Annotated in this window: 23 protein-coding genes and 3 tRNA genes; 12 read left to right on the top strand and 14 right to left on the bottom strand. The window is 51.2% G+C overall.

Annotation, left to right across the window (positions count from 1 at the left end; translation table 11 throughout):
• Window positions 1–6: 6 nt before the first annotated feature.
• The 7 genes from HMPREF2954_RS01220 to mraZ all read right to left on the bottom strand — a co-directional run bounded on the left by HMPREF2954_RS01220 (window position 7) and on the right by mraZ (window position 6,527).
• Window positions 7–528, bottom strand: coding sequence for a M23 family metallopeptidase (locus HMPREF2954_RS01220; protein ID WP_045072126.1), 522 nt, complete (start codon window positions 526–528; stop codon window positions 7–9).
• Between the two features lie 282 nt (window positions 529–810).
• Window positions 811–1,386 (bottom strand): hypothetical protein, encoded by a 576-nt coding sequence (locus HMPREF2954_RS01215; protein ID WP_045072127.1) that lies wholly within the window; start codon window positions 1,384–1,386, stop codon window positions 811–813.
• An 83-nt stretch (window positions 1,387–1,469) separates the two neighbouring features.
• The gene (locus HMPREF2954_RS01210; protein WP_045072128.1) at window positions 1,470–2,948 is read right to left on the bottom strand and encodes a UDP-N-acetylmuramoyl-L-alanyl-D-glutamate--2,6-diaminopimelate ligase; all 1,479 of its coding nucleotides are present in this window, start codon (window positions 2,946–2,948) and stop codon (window positions 1,470–1,472) included.
• 24 nt (window positions 2,949–2,972) lie between these two features.
• Window positions 2,973–4,721 carry a peptidoglycan D,D-transpeptidase PBP2 gene (penA, locus tag HMPREF2954_RS01205; protein WP_003776222.1) on the bottom strand — a complete coding sequence of 583 codons (1,749 nt, stop codon included), beginning with the start codon at window positions 4,719–4,721 and terminating at the stop codon, window positions 2,973–2,975.
• A gap of 81 nt (window positions 4,722–4,802) precedes the next feature.
• Window positions 4,803–5,066, bottom strand: a complete 264-nt coding sequence (gene ftsL / locus HMPREF2954_RS01200; protein WP_003761340.1) for a cell division protein FtsL — start codon at window positions 5,064–5,066, stop codon at window positions 4,803–4,805.
• Window positions 5,067–5,121: 55 nt separating this feature from the next.
• Complete coding sequence (gene rsmH, locus HMPREF2954_RS01195; protein ID WP_045072134.1) at window positions 5,122–6,075, bottom strand: 16S rRNA (cytosine(1402)-N(4))-methyltransferase RsmH; 954 nt, start codon at window positions 6,073–6,075, stop codon at window positions 5,122–5,124.
• Window positions 6,072–6,527: a division/cell wall cluster transcriptional repressor MraZ gene (gene mraZ / locus HMPREF2954_RS01190; RefSeq protein ID WP_003761336.1), complete on the bottom strand. Its 456-nt coding sequence runs from the start codon at window positions 6,525–6,527 to the stop codon at window positions 6,072–6,074. Before mraZ ends, rsmH begins: the two co-directional genes overlap by 4 nt.
• Window positions 6,528–6,879: 352 nt before the next feature.
• Between mraZ and HMPREF2954_RS01185 the strand changes: the two genes are divergently transcribed.
• From HMPREF2954_RS01185 to HMPREF2954_RS01170, 4 genes are all read left to right on the top strand, one after another.
• The gene (locus HMPREF2954_RS01185) at window positions 6,880–8,037 is read left to right on the top strand and encodes a class I SAM-dependent methyltransferase (protein ID WP_045072138.1); all 1,158 of its coding nucleotides are present in this window, start codon (window positions 6,880–6,882) and stop codon (window positions 8,035–8,037) included.
• A 165-nt stretch (window positions 8,038–8,202) separates the two neighbouring features.
• Window positions 8,203–8,279: transfer RNA gene (locus tag HMPREF2954_RS01180), tRNA-Met, on the top strand.
• 6 nt (window positions 8,280–8,285) lie between these two features.
• Window positions 8,286–8,361: transfer RNA gene (locus tag HMPREF2954_RS01175), tRNA-Ala, on the top strand.
• Window positions 8,362–8,666: 305 nt separating this feature from the next.
• The gene (locus tag HMPREF2954_RS01170; RefSeq protein ID WP_080613679.1) at window positions 8,667–9,641 is read left to right on the top strand and encodes a glycosyltransferase; all 975 of its coding nucleotides are present in this window, start codon (window positions 8,667–8,669) and stop codon (window positions 9,639–9,641) included.
• Between the two features lie 68 nt (window positions 9,642–9,709).
• Here the strand turns inward: HMPREF2954_RS01170 and HMPREF2954_RS01165 are convergent, their stop codons facing one another.
• The gene (locus HMPREF2954_RS01165; protein WP_045072140.1) at window positions 9,710–10,522 is read right to left on the bottom strand and encodes a competence/damage-inducible protein A; all 813 of its coding nucleotides are present in this window, start codon (window positions 10,520–10,522) and stop codon (window positions 9,710–9,712) included.
• Between the two features lie 68 nt (window positions 10,523–10,590).
• Here HMPREF2954_RS01165 and HMPREF2954_RS01160 point away from each other — a divergent pair, with 68 nt between their 5' ends.
• The 6 genes from HMPREF2954_RS01160 (at window position 10,591) to HMPREF2954_RS01135 (ending at window position 14,290) form a co-directional block, all read left to right on the top strand.
• Window positions 10,591–11,115: a hypothetical protein gene (locus HMPREF2954_RS01160; RefSeq protein ID WP_045072142.1), complete on the top strand. Its 525-nt coding sequence runs from the start codon at window positions 10,591–10,593 to the stop codon at window positions 11,113–11,115.
• Between the two features lie 148 nt (window positions 11,116–11,263).
• Window positions 11,264–12,607 (top strand): argininosuccinate synthase, encoded by a 1,344-nt coding sequence (gene argG / locus HMPREF2954_RS01155; protein WP_009175217.1) that lies wholly within the window; start codon window positions 11,264–11,266, stop codon window positions 12,605–12,607.
• 71 nt (window positions 12,608–12,678) lie between these two features.
• Window positions 12,679–12,894, top strand: a complete 216-nt coding sequence (locus HMPREF2954_RS01150) for a DUF4177 domain-containing protein (RefSeq protein ID WP_003765071.1) — start codon at window positions 12,679–12,681, stop codon at window positions 12,892–12,894.
• A complete protein-coding gene (locus tag HMPREF2954_RS01145) occupies window positions 12,887–13,102 on the top strand; it encodes a hypothetical protein (protein ID WP_045072146.1) in 216 nt (71 codons plus the stop codon). The genes HMPREF2954_RS01150 and HMPREF2954_RS01145 overlap by 8 nt, the downstream gene beginning before the upstream one ends.
• Before the next feature lie 96 nt (window positions 13,103–13,198).
• Window positions 13,199–13,648: a DUF3290 family protein gene (locus HMPREF2954_RS01140; protein WP_045072149.1), complete on the top strand. Its 450-nt coding sequence runs from the start codon at window positions 13,199–13,201 to the stop codon at window positions 13,646–13,648.
• A gap of 12 nt (window positions 13,649–13,660) precedes the next feature.
• Entirely contained in the window at window positions 13,661–14,290 is a 630-nt protein-coding gene (locus HMPREF2954_RS01135) for a DUF421 domain-containing protein (protein ID WP_045072151.1), read from the top strand.
• Between the two features lie 138 nt (window positions 14,291–14,428).
• Here HMPREF2954_RS01135 and HMPREF2954_RS01130 read toward each other — a convergent pair whose 3' ends face one another.
• The 3 genes from HMPREF2954_RS01130 to HMPREF2954_RS01120 form a co-directional block, all read right to left on the bottom strand.
• Complete coding sequence (locus HMPREF2954_RS01130) at window positions 14,429–15,868, bottom strand: surface lipoprotein assembly modifier (RefSeq protein ID WP_045072153.1); 1,440 nt, start codon at window positions 15,866–15,868, stop codon at window positions 14,429–14,431.
• 109 nt (window positions 15,869–15,977) lie between these two features.
• Complete coding sequence (locus HMPREF2954_RS01125; protein ID WP_070688968.1) at window positions 15,978–16,715, bottom strand: Slam-dependent surface lipoprotein; 738 nt, start codon at window positions 16,713–16,715, stop codon at window positions 15,978–15,980.
• 428 nt (window positions 16,716–17,143) lie between these two features.
• Window positions 17,144–17,219: transfer RNA gene (locus tag HMPREF2954_RS01120), tRNA-Phe, on the bottom strand.
• Between the two features lie 220 nt (window positions 17,220–17,439).
• Between HMPREF2954_RS01120 and HMPREF2954_RS01115 the strand changes: the two genes are divergently transcribed.
• Window positions 17,440–17,712 carry an oxidative damage protection protein gene (locus HMPREF2954_RS01115; RefSeq protein WP_029609564.1) on the top strand — a complete coding sequence of 91 codons (273 nt, stop codon included), beginning with the start codon at window positions 17,440–17,442 and terminating at the stop codon, window positions 17,710–17,712.
• A gap of 81 nt (window positions 17,713–17,793) precedes the next feature.
• Here HMPREF2954_RS01115 and HMPREF2954_RS01110 read toward each other — a convergent pair whose 3' ends face one another.
• On the bottom strand, window positions 17,794–18,399 hold the full coding sequence (locus HMPREF2954_RS01110; protein WP_045072156.1) for a nitroreductase family protein: 606 nt from the start codon (window positions 18,397–18,399) through the stop codon (window positions 17,794–17,796).
• A 96-nt stretch (window positions 18,400–18,495) separates the two neighbouring features.
• On the bottom strand, window positions 18,496–18,897 hold the full coding sequence (locus tag HMPREF2954_RS01105; protein ID WP_045072157.1) for a DoxX family protein: 402 nt from the start codon (window positions 18,895–18,897) through the stop codon (window positions 18,496–18,498).
• A 123-nt stretch (window positions 18,898–19,020) separates the two neighbouring features.
• Between HMPREF2954_RS01105 and HMPREF2954_RS01100 the strand changes: the two genes are divergently transcribed.
• Window positions 19,021–19,917, top strand: a complete 897-nt coding sequence (locus tag HMPREF2954_RS01100; protein WP_003743316.1) for a LysR family transcriptional regulator — start codon at window positions 19,021–19,023, stop codon at window positions 19,915–19,917.
• A 79-nt stretch (window positions 19,918–19,996) separates the two neighbouring features.
• Here HMPREF2954_RS01100 and HMPREF2954_RS01095 read toward each other — a convergent pair whose 3' ends face one another.
• Window positions 19,997–20,428: a plastocyanin/azurin family copper-binding protein gene (locus HMPREF2954_RS01095; protein WP_003743313.1), complete on the bottom strand. Its 432-nt coding sequence runs from the start codon at window positions 20,426–20,428 to the stop codon at window positions 19,997–19,999.
• Window positions 20,429–20,548 lie beyond the last annotated feature (120 nt).

Here is a 20,548-nt window from a genome sequence, read left to right as displayed (position 1 = left end):
GACGACCTATTTATCCTGATTAATCAAAGGATAGGGATTGATTGCTCCACTTTGTAGATATACGCCGTAATGCAAATGGGCAGGCGTGGTTTTAGCGTTGCCGGTTTTGCCGACATAGCCGATGACCTGTCCTTCTTTCACACGCTCGTACAGGCGGACGCTGGCGAATTTGTTGAGGTGGGCATAGTAGTGCCATGCGCCCGGCCCTTGGATGCCGATGACTTTGCCACCCAATCGGTTGCGCCCGATTTTGGTTACGATACCGGGCGTCGTGCTGCGTATCGGCGTGTTTTTCTTGGCGAAAATATCCACACCTTCATGTCTGCGCCCCTGGCTGCGCGCCGCGCCCCAAGTGTCGTCAAAACGCTTGCCTTTAACAGGATTGGGCAGGCTTTGCGCCGCCGGCGGTTCTTTCGCCCTCAGTTCGGCAATTTCGGCGTTCGGGCGCGGCAGTTGTTTGGTGGTACAGCCTGCAAATAAAATCATGACTGCACTGATTAAAAGGGTTTTTGTCGGCATTTTCAGCATCAAATCGGTCTCCTCGTTTTTCAGACGACCTTTAAAATTCCAAATCAGGGTCGTCTGAAACAACTGTGATGGGTTTAATGGCTGACGTGCCGTAATGCGTGGGTTGTGTTGCTTTTATTTTGTGGGGGATAAACGTTTTCAGACGACCTTAAGGCTGCCGGGCCGTCTGAAAATTGATTACATTGTTGTCAAATTTATAGTGGAATCGATAAGTCGAATACGAAGTACAGCAAAACTTCTCTGCCCTAAGGTGACTCCACTCTGTCTGTATATACTCAAAAATTACTCTTCAATATCGACATATCCCAAATCGATCAGTGCCTGCTCCACATTTCCCACTGCCTCATCATCATCTTTTACCATCAGTAGGAAGGCATTTTCGGTATAACCAATGTCTATTAGCCGAAGCCCATGAGGCTTAAGTAATGCATCGTAAGCCTCTAAGACATAGTTACTATCATTGAACATTGCAAACATTTCCATCTCTTCACTCTCAAAAAGATCTTCCAATTCACCTTGATCATCCGGCACGGGAATACCTTCGTGAGCGCAAAATTCTGCTAATGTACGTTTGCATACTTCGTCATCAATTCCTGTTGCATCTATTTCAATGCCTAGCTTTTGTATAGGATAAAACTTCACTAATTTTAAATGCGGTTCTTTCCACTCCATATACTCCATAAATTGATGATCAGCATAATGCCATTCACCTGATTCGTGATACCAACCTAAATGCTTAAATAACCAATGACATACCAAATCCTCATCTTCAGCCGGAGGAGCTTTTGGTAAATCTTCACGGGTTAAGTAAGGGACGGCTGCAAGCAAGGCATTGAATAAAGGAGTATAACGTTGCATATTTTTGCCTATTAAAAGTGAGATGGAGTAATGTGTAATTTCCTATTTGCCAATGGCCTTAAGGAATTATCTGGAAAATATTTTTACCTGAGTTCTGCCAACGCTTTCTCTGCAACTTCAAAATCAGAAAAATGGTGCTTCACGCCTTGTACATCCTGATAGTTTTCATGTCCTTTGCCGGCAATCAGGATGATGTCGCTTGAAGCAGCACGTTCGACTGCGTAACGGATAGCTGCGGCGCGATCGGCTTCGACGCATTCGGGCGCGGGCACGGCAGGCAGGATGTCGTTGATGATGTCTTGCGGATTTTCCAAGCGCGGGTTATCACTGGTTACGACAACTTTATCCGCACCCTGTACGGCTGCTGCGCCCATCAGTGGGCGTTTGCCTCGGTCGCGGTTGCCGCCGCAACCGAATACGCACCACAAAGCCGCACCCTGTGGTTTGATTTCCTGCAAGGTAGCTAGTGCTTTTTCTAATGCGTCGGGCGTGTGTGCATAATCGACAACGACTAAGGGCTTGCCGTTGTTCATGATGCAGTCCATGCGGCCTGAGGCGGGACGGATTTTTGCCAGCACATCCAATACTTTATCAAGCGGATAACCGTTGGCACAAAGCAAGGCGATGCAGGCGGCGAGGTTTTGCGCGTTGAACCGTCCGAGCAGGCGGGTGCGGCAGCGGCCTTCGCCCCACGGGGTTTGGAATACGGCTTCCATGCCGTCTGAAGAGGCAGTGAAATGAACAATGCGGATGTCAGCGTGTTCGCTGAAGCCGTAGCCGTAAACGGTCAAATCGGGGCAGTCTTTTTTCAGACGACCTGCGAGTTCTGCGCCATATTCGTCATCTACGTTGATGACGGCGTGTTTCAAGCCGTGCCAGTAAAACAGGCGCGACTTGATGGCGCCGTAGGCTTCCATCGTACCGTGATAGTCGAGGTGGTCTCGGGTGAGGTTAGTGAAGATTGCACTGCGGAATGGCACGCCGTTGACGCGCGATTGGTCAAGGCCGTGGCTGGAGACTTCCATCGCGGCGGCTGTTGCGCCTTGTTGACGGAAACGGTAGAGCAGGGTTTGGACATCGACGGGGGCGGGGGTGGTGTGCGTGGTTTCTTCCAATGCGCCCCAAAAGCCGTTGCCGACCGTGCCGATGATGGCGGTTTTTTCGCCCAACAAATCGGCGGCTTGTGCCAGCCATTGTGTGATGGAGGTTTTGCCGTTGGTGCCGGTTACGCCCCAGACTTTGAGGTCGTCTGAAACGTTGCCGTAAACTTGTGCCGCCAACATGCCGGCACGGTGTTTCAAATCTTTGATGCCTTGATTGGGGACTTTCCATTCGGGATTCCACGCAAATTTGCCGTCGTCGTCCCAAAAAACAAAAGCCGCGCCGTTGGCAATGGCAGCGGGGATATAACTGCGGCCGTCCGTATATTCGCCCTGACAGGCAACGAAAATATCACCTTGTTTAATTTGACGGCTGTCTGAATGCAACAAACGCCCTGCTGCGTTTGCACACAGCAGAGGCGGAATGTTGGTTTCAGCTAAAGGGGTTAACTTGCTGAACATAAAATAATCTCGTTGATACTCGGATTAAGACGGTGTTTTGACGGCTGCAACATTGGTCAGAGGCTTGGTCGGGGAAACGCCCAAGATATTCAGGCTGCCGCCCATGACTTGTTTGAAGACCGGACCTGCCACTACGCCACCGTAGTAACCGTTTGCAGTCGGTTCGTCGATGGTTACCGCCACAATCACACGGGGATTTTTGGCAGGAGCAAAACCGATGAAAGTTGCGACGTGTTTGTTATCAACGTAACGTCCGTTGACCAACTTACGCGCCGTACCGGTTTTCGCGCCGACGTCGAAACCATCTACCGCACCCGCCGTACCCGTACCGCCGGGCTCGGTTACAGAAACCATCAAATCACGCACTTCACGCGCGGTCGAAGCTTTAATGACGCGTTTGCCTTTGGGCGCAACCGCCTGTTTCTCGAAGCTGACCGGCAACAATTCGCCGTCGTGTGTCAACATGGTATAAGCACGCGCCAATTGCAGCAGGCTCAATTGCAAGCCGTAACCGAAAGACATGGTTGCCTGTTCAATCGGCTGCCATCTGCGCCAGCTTCTCAAAAGACCGGCCGTCTCACCTGGGAAACCGGAGTGCATCCGCACGCCCACACCCAAATCATGATAAAAATCATACATTTCTTTAGGTGTGAATTTTGCAGACAGTTTGCTGGTACCGACGTTGGAAGATTTTTGCATAATGCCGCGCACATCCAAAGTAGGATACACATGGGTATCGCGCACGGTAGCGGGACCGATTTTATAAGGCATGGTGTTAAAACGATCAGCCACACCGACTTTGCCGGAATCCAATGCTTTGGCAATCGTAAACGGCTTCATGGCAGAACCCGGCTCAATCATATCGGTAACGGCTCGATTGCGGCGCTGTTCGCTATCGGCGCTGCCTGGTTGGTTGGGATCATAGGCAGGGCTGTTAACTAAAGCCAAGATTTCGCCGGTTTGCGCATCCAATACTACCACCGTACCTGCTTTGGCTTTGTGATAAGCCACTGCTTTATTCAGCTCATCATAGGCAAGTGTTTGAATACGTTGATCCAAAGACAAAACCATGTCCTGCCCGTTTTTCGGATCGCTGTTGCGCGGAGAATCCAAACTATCGACGATATTGCCTTTATTGTCGCGCAAAACCACTTTCGCACCGTCCGCACCATGCAGACTGTCTTCTCGCGACAATTCCAAGCCTTCCTGTCCTTTGCCGTCGATATTGGTGAAACCGATAACGTGTGCGAACAGGTTGCCCATCGGATAATGGCGTTTCAGCTCTTTTTGGAATGCCAAGCCTTTAATGCCCAAAGCTTTAATTTCTTCCGCTTTTTCTTGGCTGAGTTGACGCTTCAGATAAATAAAATCTTTATCTTTTTTCGCCAATTTTTCCTGCAATGCCTCAACAGGCAGCTCAACAATAGCCGCCAACTTAGCCATCTGTTCGGCAGTCGGCATTTCTTCCATACCGGAAGGCATGGCATACAAAGATTCAGTCGGTGCACTCAACGCCAAAGTCGCGCCGTTACGGTCCGTAATCATGCCGCGCGACGCAGGTAAAGTCAGGGTACGGACAAAACGCTGATCGCCCTGATTTTTCAAAAATTCATGCTGCGTGGTTTGCAAATAGATGCCGCGAGCCAGCAGTCCGACAAACGCAGCCGCAATCAGCCACAACACCAAAGAAATCCGCCCATCACTGGTGATGGGTTTTTTAGCTTTGGCTGCCTTGGGCAGCATGCTCGGTTTATATTCGTTTTTAATCAACATCTTAACATCTCAATTCATAATCACCCGAACCGTGTCTTTATCCGACGGCACCAATTTGCAGTGCCGGATAAGCCGGCTATATTATTTTTTTCGTTCCACCATCACGGTATTATCCGCGCCGGGCGGTTTGAGGCGTTGCTTCTCAGCCGCCACCTTAATCAGCTTGTGGTTCGCCAGCCGCGCCTGATCCAATTTCAAGCGTGCATAGTCCTGATCAAGCTTGATTTCCTGCTTTTGCGCTTTATCCAAAGCGATGAAGTGCAAACGCGATTGGTCTTGCACAGTGACCACCGCAAAAGCAGATACCGATACCAAGACCAACAAAAGGATATTTAATTTATTCATTATTTTCAGACGACCTCAATCTGTTTGTTCCGAGGACACCTGCCCCACATAATGCTTATTCTGCAATCTCACCGCCCGTCCGCTCTGCCACGCGTAAAACTGCGCTGCGCGCCCGCGGATTGGAGGCGGTTTCCTCAACACCCGGCTTTATCGCCTTTCCCACCGCCTTTAACGGCGGCAGAGGCAAATCCGCTTCTTTTACTGCCGCCCAGCGCGGCAAAGGAGGATGTTGCGAATATTTTTTGACAAACTGTTTCACGATGCGGTCTTCAAGCGAATGAAACGCGATAACCGCCAAACGCCCGCCCTGTTTCAGACGACTCATCACTTGCGGCAGAACCGCCCCTACCTCTTCGAGCTCGCGGTTAATAAAGATGCGAACTGCCTGGAAGGTGCGCGTCGCAGGGTCTTGCCCCCGCTCACGAGTACGGACGTTTTGTGCCACGAGCTGCGCCAGCTTGCGGGTTGTATCGATCGGACTTTCTGTCCGTTGCGCAACAATGGCGCGCGCAATCTGGCGACTAAACCGCTCTTCACCATAATTCTTGATAACCTCGTGCAAATCCTGTTCCGATGCTGTTGCAATCCATTCTGCAGCGGACATTCCCCGCGTCGGATCCATGCGCATATCCAAAGGGGCATCAAAACGGAAACTGAAACCCCGTGCGCCATCATCTATCTGCGGGGACGAAATCCCCAAATCAAACAACGCACCATCTATTTCTTCAATACCCAGCTTATCCAGGGTCGTCTGAAAACTGGAAAACCCGTCATGGACTACCGTAACGCGCCCATCCTGCTCGGCCAGCTTTTGCGCCGCCTCAATCGCTTGCGGGTCTTTATCAAACACAATCAGACGACCTTGACTGCCCAGACGGGACAAAATCAATCGGGAGTGCCCTCCCCTGCCGAACGTCCCATCTACATAAATACCGTCTTCACGAACCGCCAGAGCATCAACCGCCTCGTTTAACAAAACGGTGATATGTTGATATTCAGCATTACTCACAATTGCAAATCCGTCTGACTTAATTGGAATGCCAACTCTTCAGGATCATCATCCAAAGCCTGAGTCATTTCAGCTTCCCATTGATCACGGCCCCACAATTCCAAACGATTGGCGCGACCGACCAAGGTAACGTCTTTTTCAAAATCCACCCGTTTGCGCAGATTGGCAGGAATCAGTACGCGGCCGGCGCTGTCCCATTCCAGCGTATCCGCATTGTGCAGCAGAAGATTTTGATAACGCTGCAACATCGGATTTCCTGCCGTTTTCAGGTGCAAAAGCTGCTCGGCAACCTTTGCCCATTCAGCCTCCGGATACATCAGCAATTTTTGACGGGAATCCAAAGTAACCACAATCGACGGCGTATAATGGCGCAGCAAAATATCGCGGAACTTGGCAGGAATTGCCAACCGCCCTTTGCTGTCAATACTCAATTCGTGAGCGCCACCAAACACAATTTCGTCCTAATCGGTTTAAATCGGAATTTTTTGGGCAATGCAAACACTTTTACCCACATCGCCCCACTAGCCCACACTATAAAAAATTTTAACGCCTCGGTCAAATCGCCCTACTCTAAAATCCCAGTACATATGCAACAACAAAATCATTAAAAAACAGTATTTTAACCAAACAAACAAACAAGCCGAACCACCCATTTTACCCGATTTGGTTTTTAAAAACACAATATGTAGTATTGCAAATATTATTTAGACACAACATATAGTATAAAAAAATGAAAAAACGCCCCTTTTCCGTTCACGTTATAATAGACAAATAAATTCATAAATTTTACATTATCTAACAGTTATGAAGGCACACCTCCCCCTCCCCTCCCCTGCCGCGCAAGCCTCAAGTTCCAAACTATTCGAAATCATCACACAGGAAATAAAAGCCCAAAATAATTGGATTCCTTTCTCACGATTTATGGAGCTTGCACTCTACACACCCGAATACGGCTACTACACCGGAGGCAGCCACAAAATCGGCACAGACGGCGATTTCATCACTGCCCCCACCCTCACCCCATTATTCGGACAAACCCTCGCCCGACAACTTGCCGAACTACTCCCGCAAACCGCCGGCAACATCTACGAATTCGGCGCAGGTACGGGACATCTCGCCGCCACCTTATTAAAGAGCCTTTCAGACGACCTCAAGCATTACTACATCATCGAACTCTCACCAGAGCTTGCCGAACGCCAACGCCAATTCATCGCCGAACACACCACCCCACAACTGGCACAAAAAGTCATCCACCTGACCGAACTGCCCGAATCTTTCGACGGCATCATCATCGGCAATGAAGTCCTAGATGCTATGCCCATTGAAATCATCCGCCGCACCCAAAACACCTTTCAACACATCGGCGTCTCCATCAACCCCGACGGACAGCTTGAACAAAGCCCGCAATCTTTGAAACAACCCGACCTCCTGCGTTTAGCCGCCACCTATTTTCCCGAAACCGAACACCCCTACACCAGCGAGCTACACCCCGCCCAATACGCCTTTATTCTCACCCTCGCGCAAAAAATCACACGCGGCGGCATGATATTTATCGACTACGGTTTTGACGCCGCCCAGTATTACCACCCGCAACGTGACGAAGGCACGCTCATCGCCCACTACCGCCACCACACCGTTCACGACCCGTTTTTCCATATCGGTCTGACTGATCTGACCGCACACGTCAACTTTACCGATATTGCCCAAGCAGGCACCGACGGCGGGCTAGACCTCATCGGCTACCTGCCCCAGTCCCATTTCCTATTCAACCTAGGCATTACCGACCTATTGGCACAAACCGCCCCTCCAGGCACGGCAGACTACCTCCGTACCAGCACCTCCGTACAAAAACTGACCGACCAGCACGAAATGGGGGAACTCTTCAAAGTCATCGCCTTTGGCAAAAACATCGGCATCGACTGGACAGGTTTCCGCTTCGGCGACATCTGCCACAAACTTTGAAATCCCCCACCTCAAACCATCCTCCAAACACACAGGCCGTCTGAAACACCGTTTCAGACGACCTCATCCATGTTTTATTCCATTAAAAAACAAAAACAAAACATAAAGTACAAAATAAAACTTGCCAAAAACTCAAAACAACATATAATAGCGACTTCACGAAACGGCGAATTAGCTCAGTCGGTTAGAGCAGAGGAATCATAATCCTTGTGTCCGGGGTTCGAGTCCCTGATTCGCCACCAAATTTCGGGGGTATAGCTCAGTTGGTAGAGCGCTTGCATGGCATGCAAGAGGTCAGCGGTTCGATCCCGCTTACCTCCACCAGATAAAAAAGACCTTGTTTAAAACAAGGTCTTTTTTATCTTGCATATTTGTTATATAGTCAAATGGATAAACATACAATAGAATTGAGCCTCCTTTATCCTGAGGATATATTCATTCACAAATACCTACATTTTCAAACTCTCCATCCTAAACCATCTGCTGCTTTATCATACTTTCAAACAAAACCGATCCCTTTTTAAATACCCGGGTAAAATTATTAGTGTCTTTAATATTAAACTTGAAACTTAAATGCGCCGTGAATGTCTATCTTTAATCGGTTAACCTACTCAGCAGGATGCAGATTTATGTCGATAACTGTTTCACTCATCGTCCCAGTCTATAATGGCGGAAAATTTGCGGCAGGTTTGTGCCGTCATTTTGCAGGTCTGCATAAGGCTATCGAAGGGATAGAATTTATTGTTGTAAACGACGGTTCTACCGATGATACATCGGCTCAGTTCAGGCAGTTTTTCAATGAACATCCCGAATTGCAGGCGCAGTTGATTGATACGCCCAACGGCGGAGTCAGTAGGGCGCGCAATATCGGTTTGTCCAAAGTGCGCGGGGAATATGTGATGTTTATGGATCACGACGACAATGTTGATCCGCCGCTTATGACAGATTTGGTTGAAAAAATGAAACGTTCCGATGCGGATATACTCCAATTCAATGTTGATGCGCGCTATCCTGCCAATGAGGATGAGGTTATCGGTTTAGCGGATTATATGGACCGCTATCCGTTTTGGTCGTGCGTTTGGGCGTATATCTACAAACGCAACCTGTTGGAAAAAGCAGGTCTGAAATTTATCGAAGGCATGAAATATTTGGAAGACGGCGTATTTTTGACCGAGTATTTTTTGCAATGCAAAACCGTCATTGCCAGCAATACCGTTGTTTATGATTATGTCGATAACCCCGAATCCGCTATGCGCAGCAAGCGTACGCCCGAGCAGACGAAGAAATACCTCGACGACATCGGTTTGGCAGTAAGGGAATATACGCGCCTGCTCGCTACACCGGGACAGCCGCCCAAAGTTGCCCGCAGGTTATTGGAAATACGGGATTCCTTCCAATTCATCCATTTGGTTTCGATGCTTAAAAGCGGTGTTTCTACGGACGAACTGTTCCGCAGGCTGGAAGAAAACGGCTACGATTTCCGAATGGCGGGCTATCCCAGCAAATTCAACCGCCGACGCGACGTACGCCTTTTGTGCCATGTATTCCGCAGCCGTTTGCTGTTAAAGCTTCTGGCGGCTTCCAAGATCATGGCAAAAGATTGACAGACTCAAAAAGGTCGTCTGAAAACCAATACAGGTTTTCAGACGACCTTTTTATTTCATCCTGCGCTTCAATTAGGCGTATCTTTCAACTCTGCGCCCAAATCCTTCAAACGCTGCAATACTTCGTCCCATGCTTTGTCCAAATCGCGGCACGCCCCGCCTTCCGCTTTGATGCCGAACTCGATATGCGGTTTGACCGCCGTTCCGTCCGCATTCTGCCAGCCGACGCTGGGCAGGCTGTAAGAGCGCACGCCCGGGTAGGTGCGTTCGACGTATTCCATAATCGGGGCGACGCGCGATTCGGGCTGTCCGAACACATACACGCTGCGGCTGCCGTGCTCGGTTTGGTTGAAACGGTCGGCGTAATAAGTATCCAAAACCCATTCCGCCATCGGGTGCGCCATCACGGGGAAGCCGGGGAAGAAATAATGTTCGCGGATGGAAAAACCGGCGATGTTGTTGAACGGGTTGGGCACAAGTTTCGCGCCTGCGGGAAAATCCGCCATTTTCAGGCGTTGGGCGTGTTCTGGGGCGTCAAGCGGTTCGCCGCGTTTAAGGGTAACGGCTTCGATGAACTTGGCGGCTTCGGGATGGCGGACGATGGGCAAATCCAACGCGGCGGCGGCAGCTTGGCGGGTATGGTCGTCGGGCGTGGAACCGATGCCGCCGGTAACGAAGGTCGGCAGGCCGTCTGAAAAGCTGCGGCGCAGTTGTCTGACCAACAAATCGGGTTCGTCGGGCAGGTATTGCACCTGATTGAGCTTCAGCCCGCGCGATTCCAGCAGGGATTTGAAAAAGGCGAAATGCTTGTCTTGGCGGCTGCCGTGCAGGATTTCGTCGCCGATGATGATGAGGTTGAACAAATGCTGTCGGTCTTTCATAATCTTTCTTCTCGGAGGTCGTCTGAAAATGTCCGGACGCTTCCAAAGGGTTAAACAAAAGGAAAACCATGCACGAATATCGTTTGAAACAACCGAAAAACTGGCTTGACTGTTTGGAAAGTGTCTTCTTTGCCGTCTTCGGCTTGGGTTTGATACTGATGGAACAAGGCTGGGGCATTGCACTGGGCTTAACGCTCTTTGCCTTTTCCGCATGGTCGCTGTGGCGTGATTTTTATAAACGCAGCCGCGAAATCGTATTTTCAGAAGAAGGGATTTGGAAAATCAGCCGCGAAGGCACGCAAACACTGCCTTTAGAGGGTTTTTGCGGCGTGGCGGTATTTACTGATACGAAACGAAGCAGAATCATTAATATCTACCGGATTGCGCTCGTCCCCAAGCAGCCGTACGATACGCCGCTGACGGTATATACCGCAGTACAGTCGTTTACTCGTCTGCCGGCTTTACCCCCGGAGTCCGTAAATTACATCCGCCATCGGATTGCCGAATGCACAGGCTTGCAGGATTTCGGCGATATCGGCTCGGCGACCTTGTCGGAGCTGTATGCAAAATGCTGTTTTTTAAATCAAGATTGACATAGGTCGTCTGAAAACCGAAATCCGTTTTCAGACGACCTATTTGGTTTACTCGGCTGGATTGTCGGCAATATTTATTAGATAATAAACCTAATTTTACGAAAAGGGGCGGTTGCGCCCATTTATTTTTAGTCCAAAGGATTCCCCCATGAGCCAAAACAATACTATCCTGCAACACCTCCCCATCGGTCAAAAAGTCGGCATTGCCTTCTCCGGCGGCCTCGATACCTCCGCCGCGCTGTTGTGGATGAAACTCAAAGGCGCTCTGCCTTACGCCTACACCGCCAACCTCGGTCAGCCCGACGAAGACGACTACAACGCCATTCCCAAAAAAGCGATGGAATACGGTGCGGAAAACGCCCGCTTAATCGACTGCCGCGCGCAGTTGGCACATGAGGGCATCGCCGCCATCCAATGCGGCGCGTTCCACGTTTCCACCGGCGGCATCGCCTATTTCAACACCACGCCTCTGGGCCGCGCCGTTACCGGCACCATGCTCGTTTCCGCCATGAAAGAAGACGACGTCAACATCTGGGGCGACGGCAGCACCTACAAAGGCAACGACATCGAGCGTTTCTACCGTTACGGCCTCTTGACCAATCCCGCGCTGAAAATTTACAAACCCTGGCTCGACCAACAATTTATCGACGAACTCGGCGGCCGCCACGAAATGAGCGAATTTCTGATTGCCAACGGCTTCAACTACAAAATGTCGGTTGAAAAAGCCTATTCCACCGATTCCAATATGCTCGGCGCGACGCATGAAGCCAAAGATTTGGAATTCCTCAACAGCGGCATCAAAATCGTCAAACCCATCATGGGCGTTGCCTTCTGGGACGAAAACGTCGAAGTTAAACCCGAAGAAGTCAGCGTGCGCTTTGAAGAGGGCGTGCCCGTTGCATTGAACGGCAAAGAATACGCCGACCCCGTCGAACTCTTCCTCGAAGCCAACCGCATCGGCGGCCGCCACGGCTTGGGCATGAGCGACCAAATCGAAAACCGCATCATCGAAGCCAAATCGCGCGGCATCTACGAAGCCCCGGGCATGGCGTTGTTCCACATCGCCTACGAGCGTTTAGTAACCGGCATCCACAACGAAGACACCATCGAACAATACCGCATCAACGGCTTACGCCTCGGCCGCCTGCTCTACCAAGGCCGCTGGTTTGACAGCCAAGCCCTCATGTTGCGCGAAACCGCCCAACGCTGGGTCGCCAAAGCCATTACCGGCGAAGTCACCCTCGAACTGCGCCGCGGCAACGACTACTCGATTCTGAACACCGAATCGCCCAACCTGACCTACCAACCCGAACGCCTGAGCATGGAAAAAGTCGAAGATGCCGCGTTCACCCCGCTCGACCGTATCGGCCAGCTCACCATGCGCAACCTCGACATCACCGACACCCGCGCCAAACTGGGTATCTACTCGCAAAGCGGCTTGTTGTCGCTGGGCGAAGGTTCGGTATTGCCGCAGTTGGGCAATAAGAAATAAGGTTTGTTGCCCTGCATCATTAGCAACTTGAGGGGTCGTCTGAAAAGATGATCCCTTATAAAAGGAATCCCATGAAAGAATACAAAGTCGTCATTTATCAGGAAAACCTGCTGTCCAGCCTGTTTTTCGGCGCAGCCAAAGTCAATCCCGTCAAATTCAGCGCGTTCCTCAACAGCCAAACTCCCGAAGGTTGGCGTGTCGTAACCATGGAAAAAGACCAACGCCGTATGCTCTTATTTTTCAGACGTGAAGCCTACGTCGTCATTTTGGAGCGGGAACGTGTTTAAGCTAGGCGTTTATGCCTGTCTCGGGCTGTTCGTCGGCTGGGTGTTGCTGCTGATTCTGCAACTTTGGTTTTCTTTTATCGAGGCAGAATTATTCTTCAAAATTACTCTGACCATGGCGGGGTTGTTTGTCATCATCCTCGCTGCCTTGCTGGTGTTCAGTCAGTATTTTTCCGAAAAGAAAATGAAAGACGACGGGTTTATCAACTGATGCGGCTCCGGACAAAACCTGCATCCAAACCATAATAGGTCGTCTGAAAAACCGTTTTCAGACGACCCCCACTATTTCCTCAAATCATTTGAAATCATGAAATTCTTCACACACTTTTATCTTGAAAACCATATGTATTTCAACGACTACTTGAAATACGTCCTCATTTTCGCCGCGCTCGTCGTCCTGCTGCTCGCCGTGTCGCAATACCTGCGCCACCGCATGGATACCAAATACCGCGACCTGAGCATCATTGCCCTGCTGCTGCTCATCCTCATCAGTGGTATCCAATACCTCTCATACAGCGAACGCCAAAACTTTGCCGCCGACACCTCGCGCATGGTCGGGTTTCTCAATGCCCTGATTGAAAACCAAAAAGTGGAAAAACGCGACATCAGCGTCAACAGCACGCACCTATACAACGGCATGATCGTCGGCATCAAAAACCAATACTACGAAGTCCATTTCAATCAAGACTTCTCCGCCTACACCCTGACCCCCATCAATTTGGTCAACAACAACATCGAACTCATCGACAAAGAATAACAGGACACACTCATGGAAGCATACTCCCTCCTTGCCTTCAAACTCCTTATGGGTATTTTAGGTTTGGTTTTGCAAATCAACCTCTTAGGTAAAGGCAATCTCGCCCCCACCTCCGCCATGGATCAAGTGCAAAACTATGTTCTCGGCGGCATCATCGGCGGCGTGATTTACAGCGACAGCGTCGGGCTTTTACAGTTTTTCCTCGTGATGGTTCTGTGGACGCTTTTGGTATTGAGCCTCAAGTTCATCAAAAACAACAACCGCTGGGTCAAATCCATCATTGACGGTCAATCCGTCTGGGTCATCGTCAACGGCGAAATCCAAACCGAAGAATGTATGAAAAACGGCATCAGCGCACACGACCTGATGTTTAAGCTCCGTGCCGCCGGCATCTACGAAATCGCCGCCGTCAAACGCGCCGTCATGGAACAAAACGGGCAGCTCACCGTCATCCAATACGGCGACGAAAGCCTGCGTTACCCCCTGATTACCGACGGGCAAATCGACCACGACATCTTAGAAATCATCAAACGCGACGACGAGTGGCTGCAACAGGAACTTGACCGCCTCCACCTTGATGTCTCGAAAGTCTATATCGGCGAATACATCGACGGGAAATTGGTGGCACACCCGTATCCTTGATTGTGAAAATGAAAGCCGTGTTTGGGTAAGGTTGTTTGCAATAAACCAATCTTCAATCCAATGCTCGAATAGAGTCAAAAGAAAAAAAGTCGTCTGAAAACTGAATTTCAGACGACCTTTGCGTTTCTGCGTCCTGCGTTAGAACGATTTCACCAGCGACAGACCGACTTCGTTTTGCTTGTAGCTGTACAGCCAGTCGGTGTTGCCGTGGACGCGGCGGTGTTTGTAGCTGAGGACGGGCTTCATGCCGGCGAATTTCCAGCGGTCTGCACCTATGCTGAGGCGGTAGGTTTGTTCTTTGTCGCGGCGGCGTTGTTCGAGTACGGCGTTTTCTTCGCGGTGGCTGCGGATGCCGAAGGTGGCGGAGGCGGAGGCATCGAAGCCGGCTTCAAACATTTTTGCCGCGCCCAGCCGTGCGGAGATGAGGCGGTAGCTGTCCACCGGTTCTTTGGCTTTGCGCTGCTGCCAGTCTATGCCGCCGTAGAGCATGAGGTCGTTGCGCGGGAAATAGGACAGGGTGTTGTAAACGGAGAAGAGGCTGCCGTCGAGCAGGCGGGTTTTGTCGGAATAGGAGAGGTGTTTCCACTCGGCTTCGGTGTTCCACGTCCAACTGCCTTTGTCGAGGTTCCACTCGCTGCGCACGCCGTAGGCGCGGTTGAGGGTTTTGCAGCCGCTGCCGTTCCATTCGACAAGCGGGGCGAGGGCGAAGGTGTGGCGGTGGTTTTCAAACTGGTAGCCTGCGCTGAGGTTGAGCGTGTGTTCGTTGAAGTCTTTATGGTCGCGGTAGAAACGGCCGTAGCCGAGCGCGCGGGCGGCGATGCCGTGATGCCCTTTAATCTGCCAGCGGCGGACGGCGGCGGCTTCGTATTTGATGCCGTTGGCGGAAACGGGCTGGTCGCCTGAAAATTCTTCCCAGCATTCGCCGTCGATTTCGGTTTTACACCACGTTTTGCCGCTGGCTTCGTTGATGTTGCTGTTGTGGACGGCGCCGACGGAAAGGCTGCCCTGCCAGCTTTGGCGTTGGTTTAGAGAGTCGCGGAAATGGCCGATGTTTTCTTTGACGGCTTCGGGCAGGTCTTCGTTTTGAAGGCGCATAAATTCGGAAGTGGCTTCGCGGTTCAGACGACCTTCAAAGAGCAGGCGGGCGTAATCGAGCCGTCCACGCGTGAAGTCGGGATGGCGTTGCAGCAGGGTTTCGTAGTCTTGTTTGGCATCTTTCCACCTGCCTTCGCCGCGGGCGAGCGAGGCGCGGGCAAAGAGGGCGATGTCGGGGTCGTATTCGGTTTGCTGTGTATAACGCTCGAGCAGCGGACGCACGGTCTGCCAGTCGCTGTGGTTGACGGCGTTGAACAGGGCTTCGCCTTGGTCGGCTTCGGGATCGGTTTCGGCTGTCTGCCCGATGTTTTCGGGGGGAATGTCGAGGCGGTATTCGCGCACTTTTTGTTCCTGTTCCTGCATGGTTTGACGGGTATCCTGCCACAGGCGTTGCGCGGTACGGTTGTCTGAAAAATCGGAGCGTGGCGCGGCAAGGACGGGGGCGGCGAGAAACAGGATAAGGCAGGCAGACGGTTTGTACATGATGTCGGCTTTCCGATCGGCGGTTTTCAGACGACCTTGAGAAGGTTGGCAGGCTGGTGTTTAAAAAAGCCTGCGTGAAGCAGGCTTTCATTTTACTTAACTACGGATTTTAGCGTTTTACACCGCCGTATGCCGTATCCAAGTTGCGGTCGGTTTTAAATTTGGCAACACCGGCCAGCGCGCTTGCGTTGTGACCGAAGAAGTGGCCTTCGGCTTTGCCGAAGTGGCCGTTGGCGCGGGCATAACCTTCAAACGATGCGCTAGACGGTTTGATGCGGGCATGGACATCCATGTTTACCGCGTTGTTCTTCATAGAACCCGCCAAGACGCGTTGACCGAAGTCTGCGCGCAAAGTACCCACCATCGGGTTGTTGCCGGTGTAGTTGTTGATACCTTTAACTGCGTAGTTGGCTACGCCTGATACCGGCATAGAAGTAGCGCGTTTGTCGCCTGAGTAGAAAACGCCGCGATTGGTGCCTTTGGCGTATTCTTTACCGACCCATTCGCCGTAATACACTTCCGAGCCGCCGCTCTTGATGGTATTGAACGCATAGCGGCCGAGGTTTTGACGGGTGCGTGCGTCGTTAACCTGTACGGTTTTCACGCCGTTGCGGTCTACTCTGGCAGGAATGCGGTTTACGTTGGTGTAGTACACGCCCGAACGGTAGGCAGCGTTTTTCATCACTCTTTCGCCTTCGGCTTCGGATGCGGGTTTACCCCATTTTTTGCCATATTTGTGGTTTTTGTAGCCATACTCGAATGCGTTAGCATTGTTGGCAGCAAATACGCCAGCGCTGAGCAGGACAGCCAAAACAGCAGCGGTAGTTTTTTGCAGATTCAGTTTCATGGTACGCTCCTTGAGGTAAAACGATGGTGGGGAAAATGATGTTCCGTCCGTGTCAGTGTGAGCAGACTATCGTTATGTGAGGAGACTTGTTTTTCTTTTTCTGAACATCATTCTAGAGGGGGAGTGTTAGAGGAGAATTAGCGGATGTTTTGGAGAACGTTGGAATGAGATAAGAATAGGATAAGAATGTTTGTTTTTAGTTAAGAAGTATAGTAAACACGGCTGGTGTTGCCGCACTCCGCAATTTAATCAGTCCTTATTGAGATGTTTTGGTGATGGATTAATTGAAATGATTCATAAAGAAGGGGAAAGGTCGTCTGAACATTTCTTTCGGCAGAACCCGTAGAATTTGTTTCAGACGACTTTTTAAATTGAGAAATAATATCTAGGAAATAGGCAAAAAAATAACCGCCTGAGGCGGTTTGTTTTGGTGGCCAGAGGCGGAATCGAACCGCCGACACACGGATTTTCAATCCGTTGCTCTACCAACTGAGCTATCTGGCCTTCGCTGTTTCGTTGCGAGATGTGCATTAAACCAAAAACGGCGTTTTAACGCAAGGTTTATTTCGATGCGCCGTATATTATTTTTATAAATATATGTTTTATATTGGATTAAAAAAGCAGCGTATTTAGCAGGTTTTCCCCGTTTTTCGCAGCCTTTCCTATAAATAGGCAATACGATAAAATACGCGCTGTCTGAAACACCATCATGAAGGAAGCTGCCATGACCCGTATGGTTCACTGCGTCAAACTCGGCAAAGAGGCCGAAGGTATGAAATTCCCGCCACTGCCCAACGAGCTGGGCAAGCGTATTTTTGAAAATGTGTCCCAAGAGGCTTGGAATGCGTGGACGCGTCATCAAACCATGCTGATTAACGAAAACCGCCTAAGCCTTGCCGACCCGCGCGCGCGCGAATATTTGGCGCAGCAGATGGAGCAGTATTTCTTCGGAGACGGGGCGGATGCTGTTCAGGGCTATGTCCCTCCGCAAGAATAAGCGCAAGCTGTTTTGAATGGCAAAGGTCGTCTGAAACCTAAATTGGTTTTCAGACGACCTTTTTTAATGTTGACGGGCAAATTATGCGCCGAACACTTTCAAACGGTTTTCCACCGGTTCGAAAGCTTTTTCACCGGCAGGCGCTTCGATGCCGCCGATGACCATTTGCGCGCGCAAGAGCCAGCTTTCGGGCAGGTTCCATTCTTTGGCGATGGCGGCGTCGGGTAGCGGGTTGTAGTGTTGCAGGTTCGCGCCCACGCCGGCGGCGGCAAGCGTTGTCCAGAGGGCGTATTGCATCATCGCGTTCGCATGGTCCGCCCAAACGGGGAAGTTGGCGGCGTAGGAAGGGAACTGCTCTTGCAGACCTTTGACGACGTTTTGATCTTCAAAAAACAAAATGGTCGCCGCGCCTGCTTTGAACAGATTTAATTTTTGCGCAGTCGGCTCGAACTGTTCGGCAGGCACGATGGCGCGCAAAGCGTCTTCAACGAATTGCCACACTTTGCCGTGTTCTTCGCCGAAAAGGACGACAACGCGGGTGGATTGCGAGTTGAAGGAAGAAGGCGTGTGTAAGACGGCATGTTTGACGATTTCGCTGATTTCTTCGTTGCTGACAGGCAGGTTTTTATTCAGCGCGTAAATGGAGCGGCGGGTTTCGGCCGCTTGTTGCAAGGTTTGATAAGTCATGTTGTTTTTCCTTTGATTGATGTTGAATCGGTTGGCGGGTTTGGAAATCTATTCGTAAAACCCGCTTTGCTTGTTTTCAGACGACCTTTGGGTCTATCAGGATTTGTCTTTGCCGAACAGGTTGTCCAATGCCAATGAGCCGCCGCCGGCTGCTGCCAGATAGAGGAACACGAAGCAGAACAATACTGCCGATTCGCCGCCGTTGGCAAGCGGGAACAGTGCCGAACCTTGGGAGGCGTGTGCCATGAAATAGGCAGCCGCCATCTGACCGGACAGGATGAAAGCAGCAGGACGGGTGAACAGTCCGAGAATCAGCATGATGCCGCCGACGATTTCCAAAATGCCTGCCACCAGCATCAAGCCTTCGGGCGAGCCGCTGCCCATGGCGGTCGGGAAGCCGAAGAATTTCGACGTGCCGTGTAAGAGGAAGAGGTAGGCGGTTACGATACGCAAAACGGACAATAAAATAGGTTGGATACGGGCGCAGGTTGCAGACATGGGGTTCTCCTTATCAAAAATGCGGGGTTTAAATGAAAACTAATCTTATCTGTGCAGTATAGATAATTACTTCCAGTAGATATATACTTCTTTTATTGATACAACGTTTCCCCAAAAGAAAACATGGATACCCTGTTCAGCCTCAAAGTTTTCCGCCAAGTCGTCCAAAGCGGCAGCTTCACCCGCGCCGCCGAGCAGCTTGATATTTCCACCGCGATGGCGAGCAAACACGTCAGCCATCTGGAAAATTCGATTAAGGCCAAGCTGCTACACCGCAACAGCCGCAACCTCCACCTGACCGAAGCGGGCGAAGAATACTACCGCCAATGCAGCTACGCGCTCGATACGCTCGACACCGCGGCACAAAAGGCGGCAGGCGGGGCGGACACGCCGCAGGGCATGTTGCGCGTAACCATGCCGCTTTGGTTTGCGGGCAATTTAATCGGCACTTGGCTGGCGGAATACCGCGAACGCTATCCCGAAGTCACGCTCGATCTGGTGCTCGACAACCGCCACGTCGATTTGATTGCCGAAGGCTTCGACCTCGCCTTGCGCGTGGCAAAAACCTTGTCACCCTCGCTTATCGTCAAGCCGCTGGCGCAAATCCAATTCGTCCTGCTTGCCTCGCCCGAATATCTGGCGAAACACGGCAAACCGCAAACGCCCGAAGAGGTCATGCGCCATCCCGCCATCCTGCCGACCTACACCGACCAGCGCAATTTGGAAATCACCCATCGGGAAACGGGCGAAAAAAGTATTCTGACGCTCAATCCGGTGATTCAAAGTGACAATACGCTGATGATACGCGAATTGGTCAGGGCGGGCGCGGGCATCGCCTATCAGCCGCTGTGGTCCGCCAGACAGGATTTGAAGGAAGGCAGGTTGGTCAGCCTGCTGCCGGAATATCGGGTGCGGACCGAGCAATTAAACGCGGTTTATGTGGACAGGGCGTTTTTGAGCGCGAAGGTGCGCAGCTTTATCGATTTTCTGAACGAGAAGATTTCGGCGGAAGGGGAATGAGGATTGGGGATGAAGATTGGCAAAAGGTCGTCTGAAAACGGGAAAGCGGTTTCAGACGACCTTTTGTTTGTGCGGCGGTTTATTTGACCTGCTGCATGTATTTTTTCAGACGGCCTTTGCTCTGCATGGCGCGGTTTTCCAGTTCGTCCACGACGGCTTGCGCTTTGGCTTTGTTCACCGGTTTGCCGACCTGGATCACGCCGCTCATGTTCATCATGCGGTGCGGCGGGCAGGTATAGACGTATACGCCTTCTTTGTCGAGTTTGAGGGTGAAGTCTTTGCCGTCTTCGGACAGGAAGTCGGCAACGCCGTCGGGCAGGGCTTTGCTTTGCACCCAGTGGCCTTTGTTGGCGGCTTTGAAGGTTACGGTGTCGCCGACTTTGGCGTTGACGTAGCCGGGTTCGAACACCATGCTGCCGTCTTTGCCGTTGTCGAGCATTTTGACTTCGTGGTTGGCGGCGTATGCGCCGAGGGAAGCGGTCAGCATGAGGAGGAAGAGGGATTTTTTCATGGGGGGAGTCCTTTCTAAGGATAAAAAATATGGGAGGGTTGATGAGTCGAAGAGGTAAGCCTTGGGCTTACCGCCCTCTCCCTAACCCTCTCCCGCGGGCGAGGGGATAAGTTGCAGGGA

Origin of the sequence: Neisseria sp. HMSC067H09 (assembly GCF_001814135.1) — a bacterium.
Classification (GTDB): domain Bacteria; phylum Pseudomonadota; class Gammaproteobacteria; order Burkholderiales; family Neisseriaceae; genus Neisseria.
The sequence above is the reverse complement of the archived record's forward strand: the minus strand, read 5'-3'. Positions and strand labels throughout refer to the sequence as shown.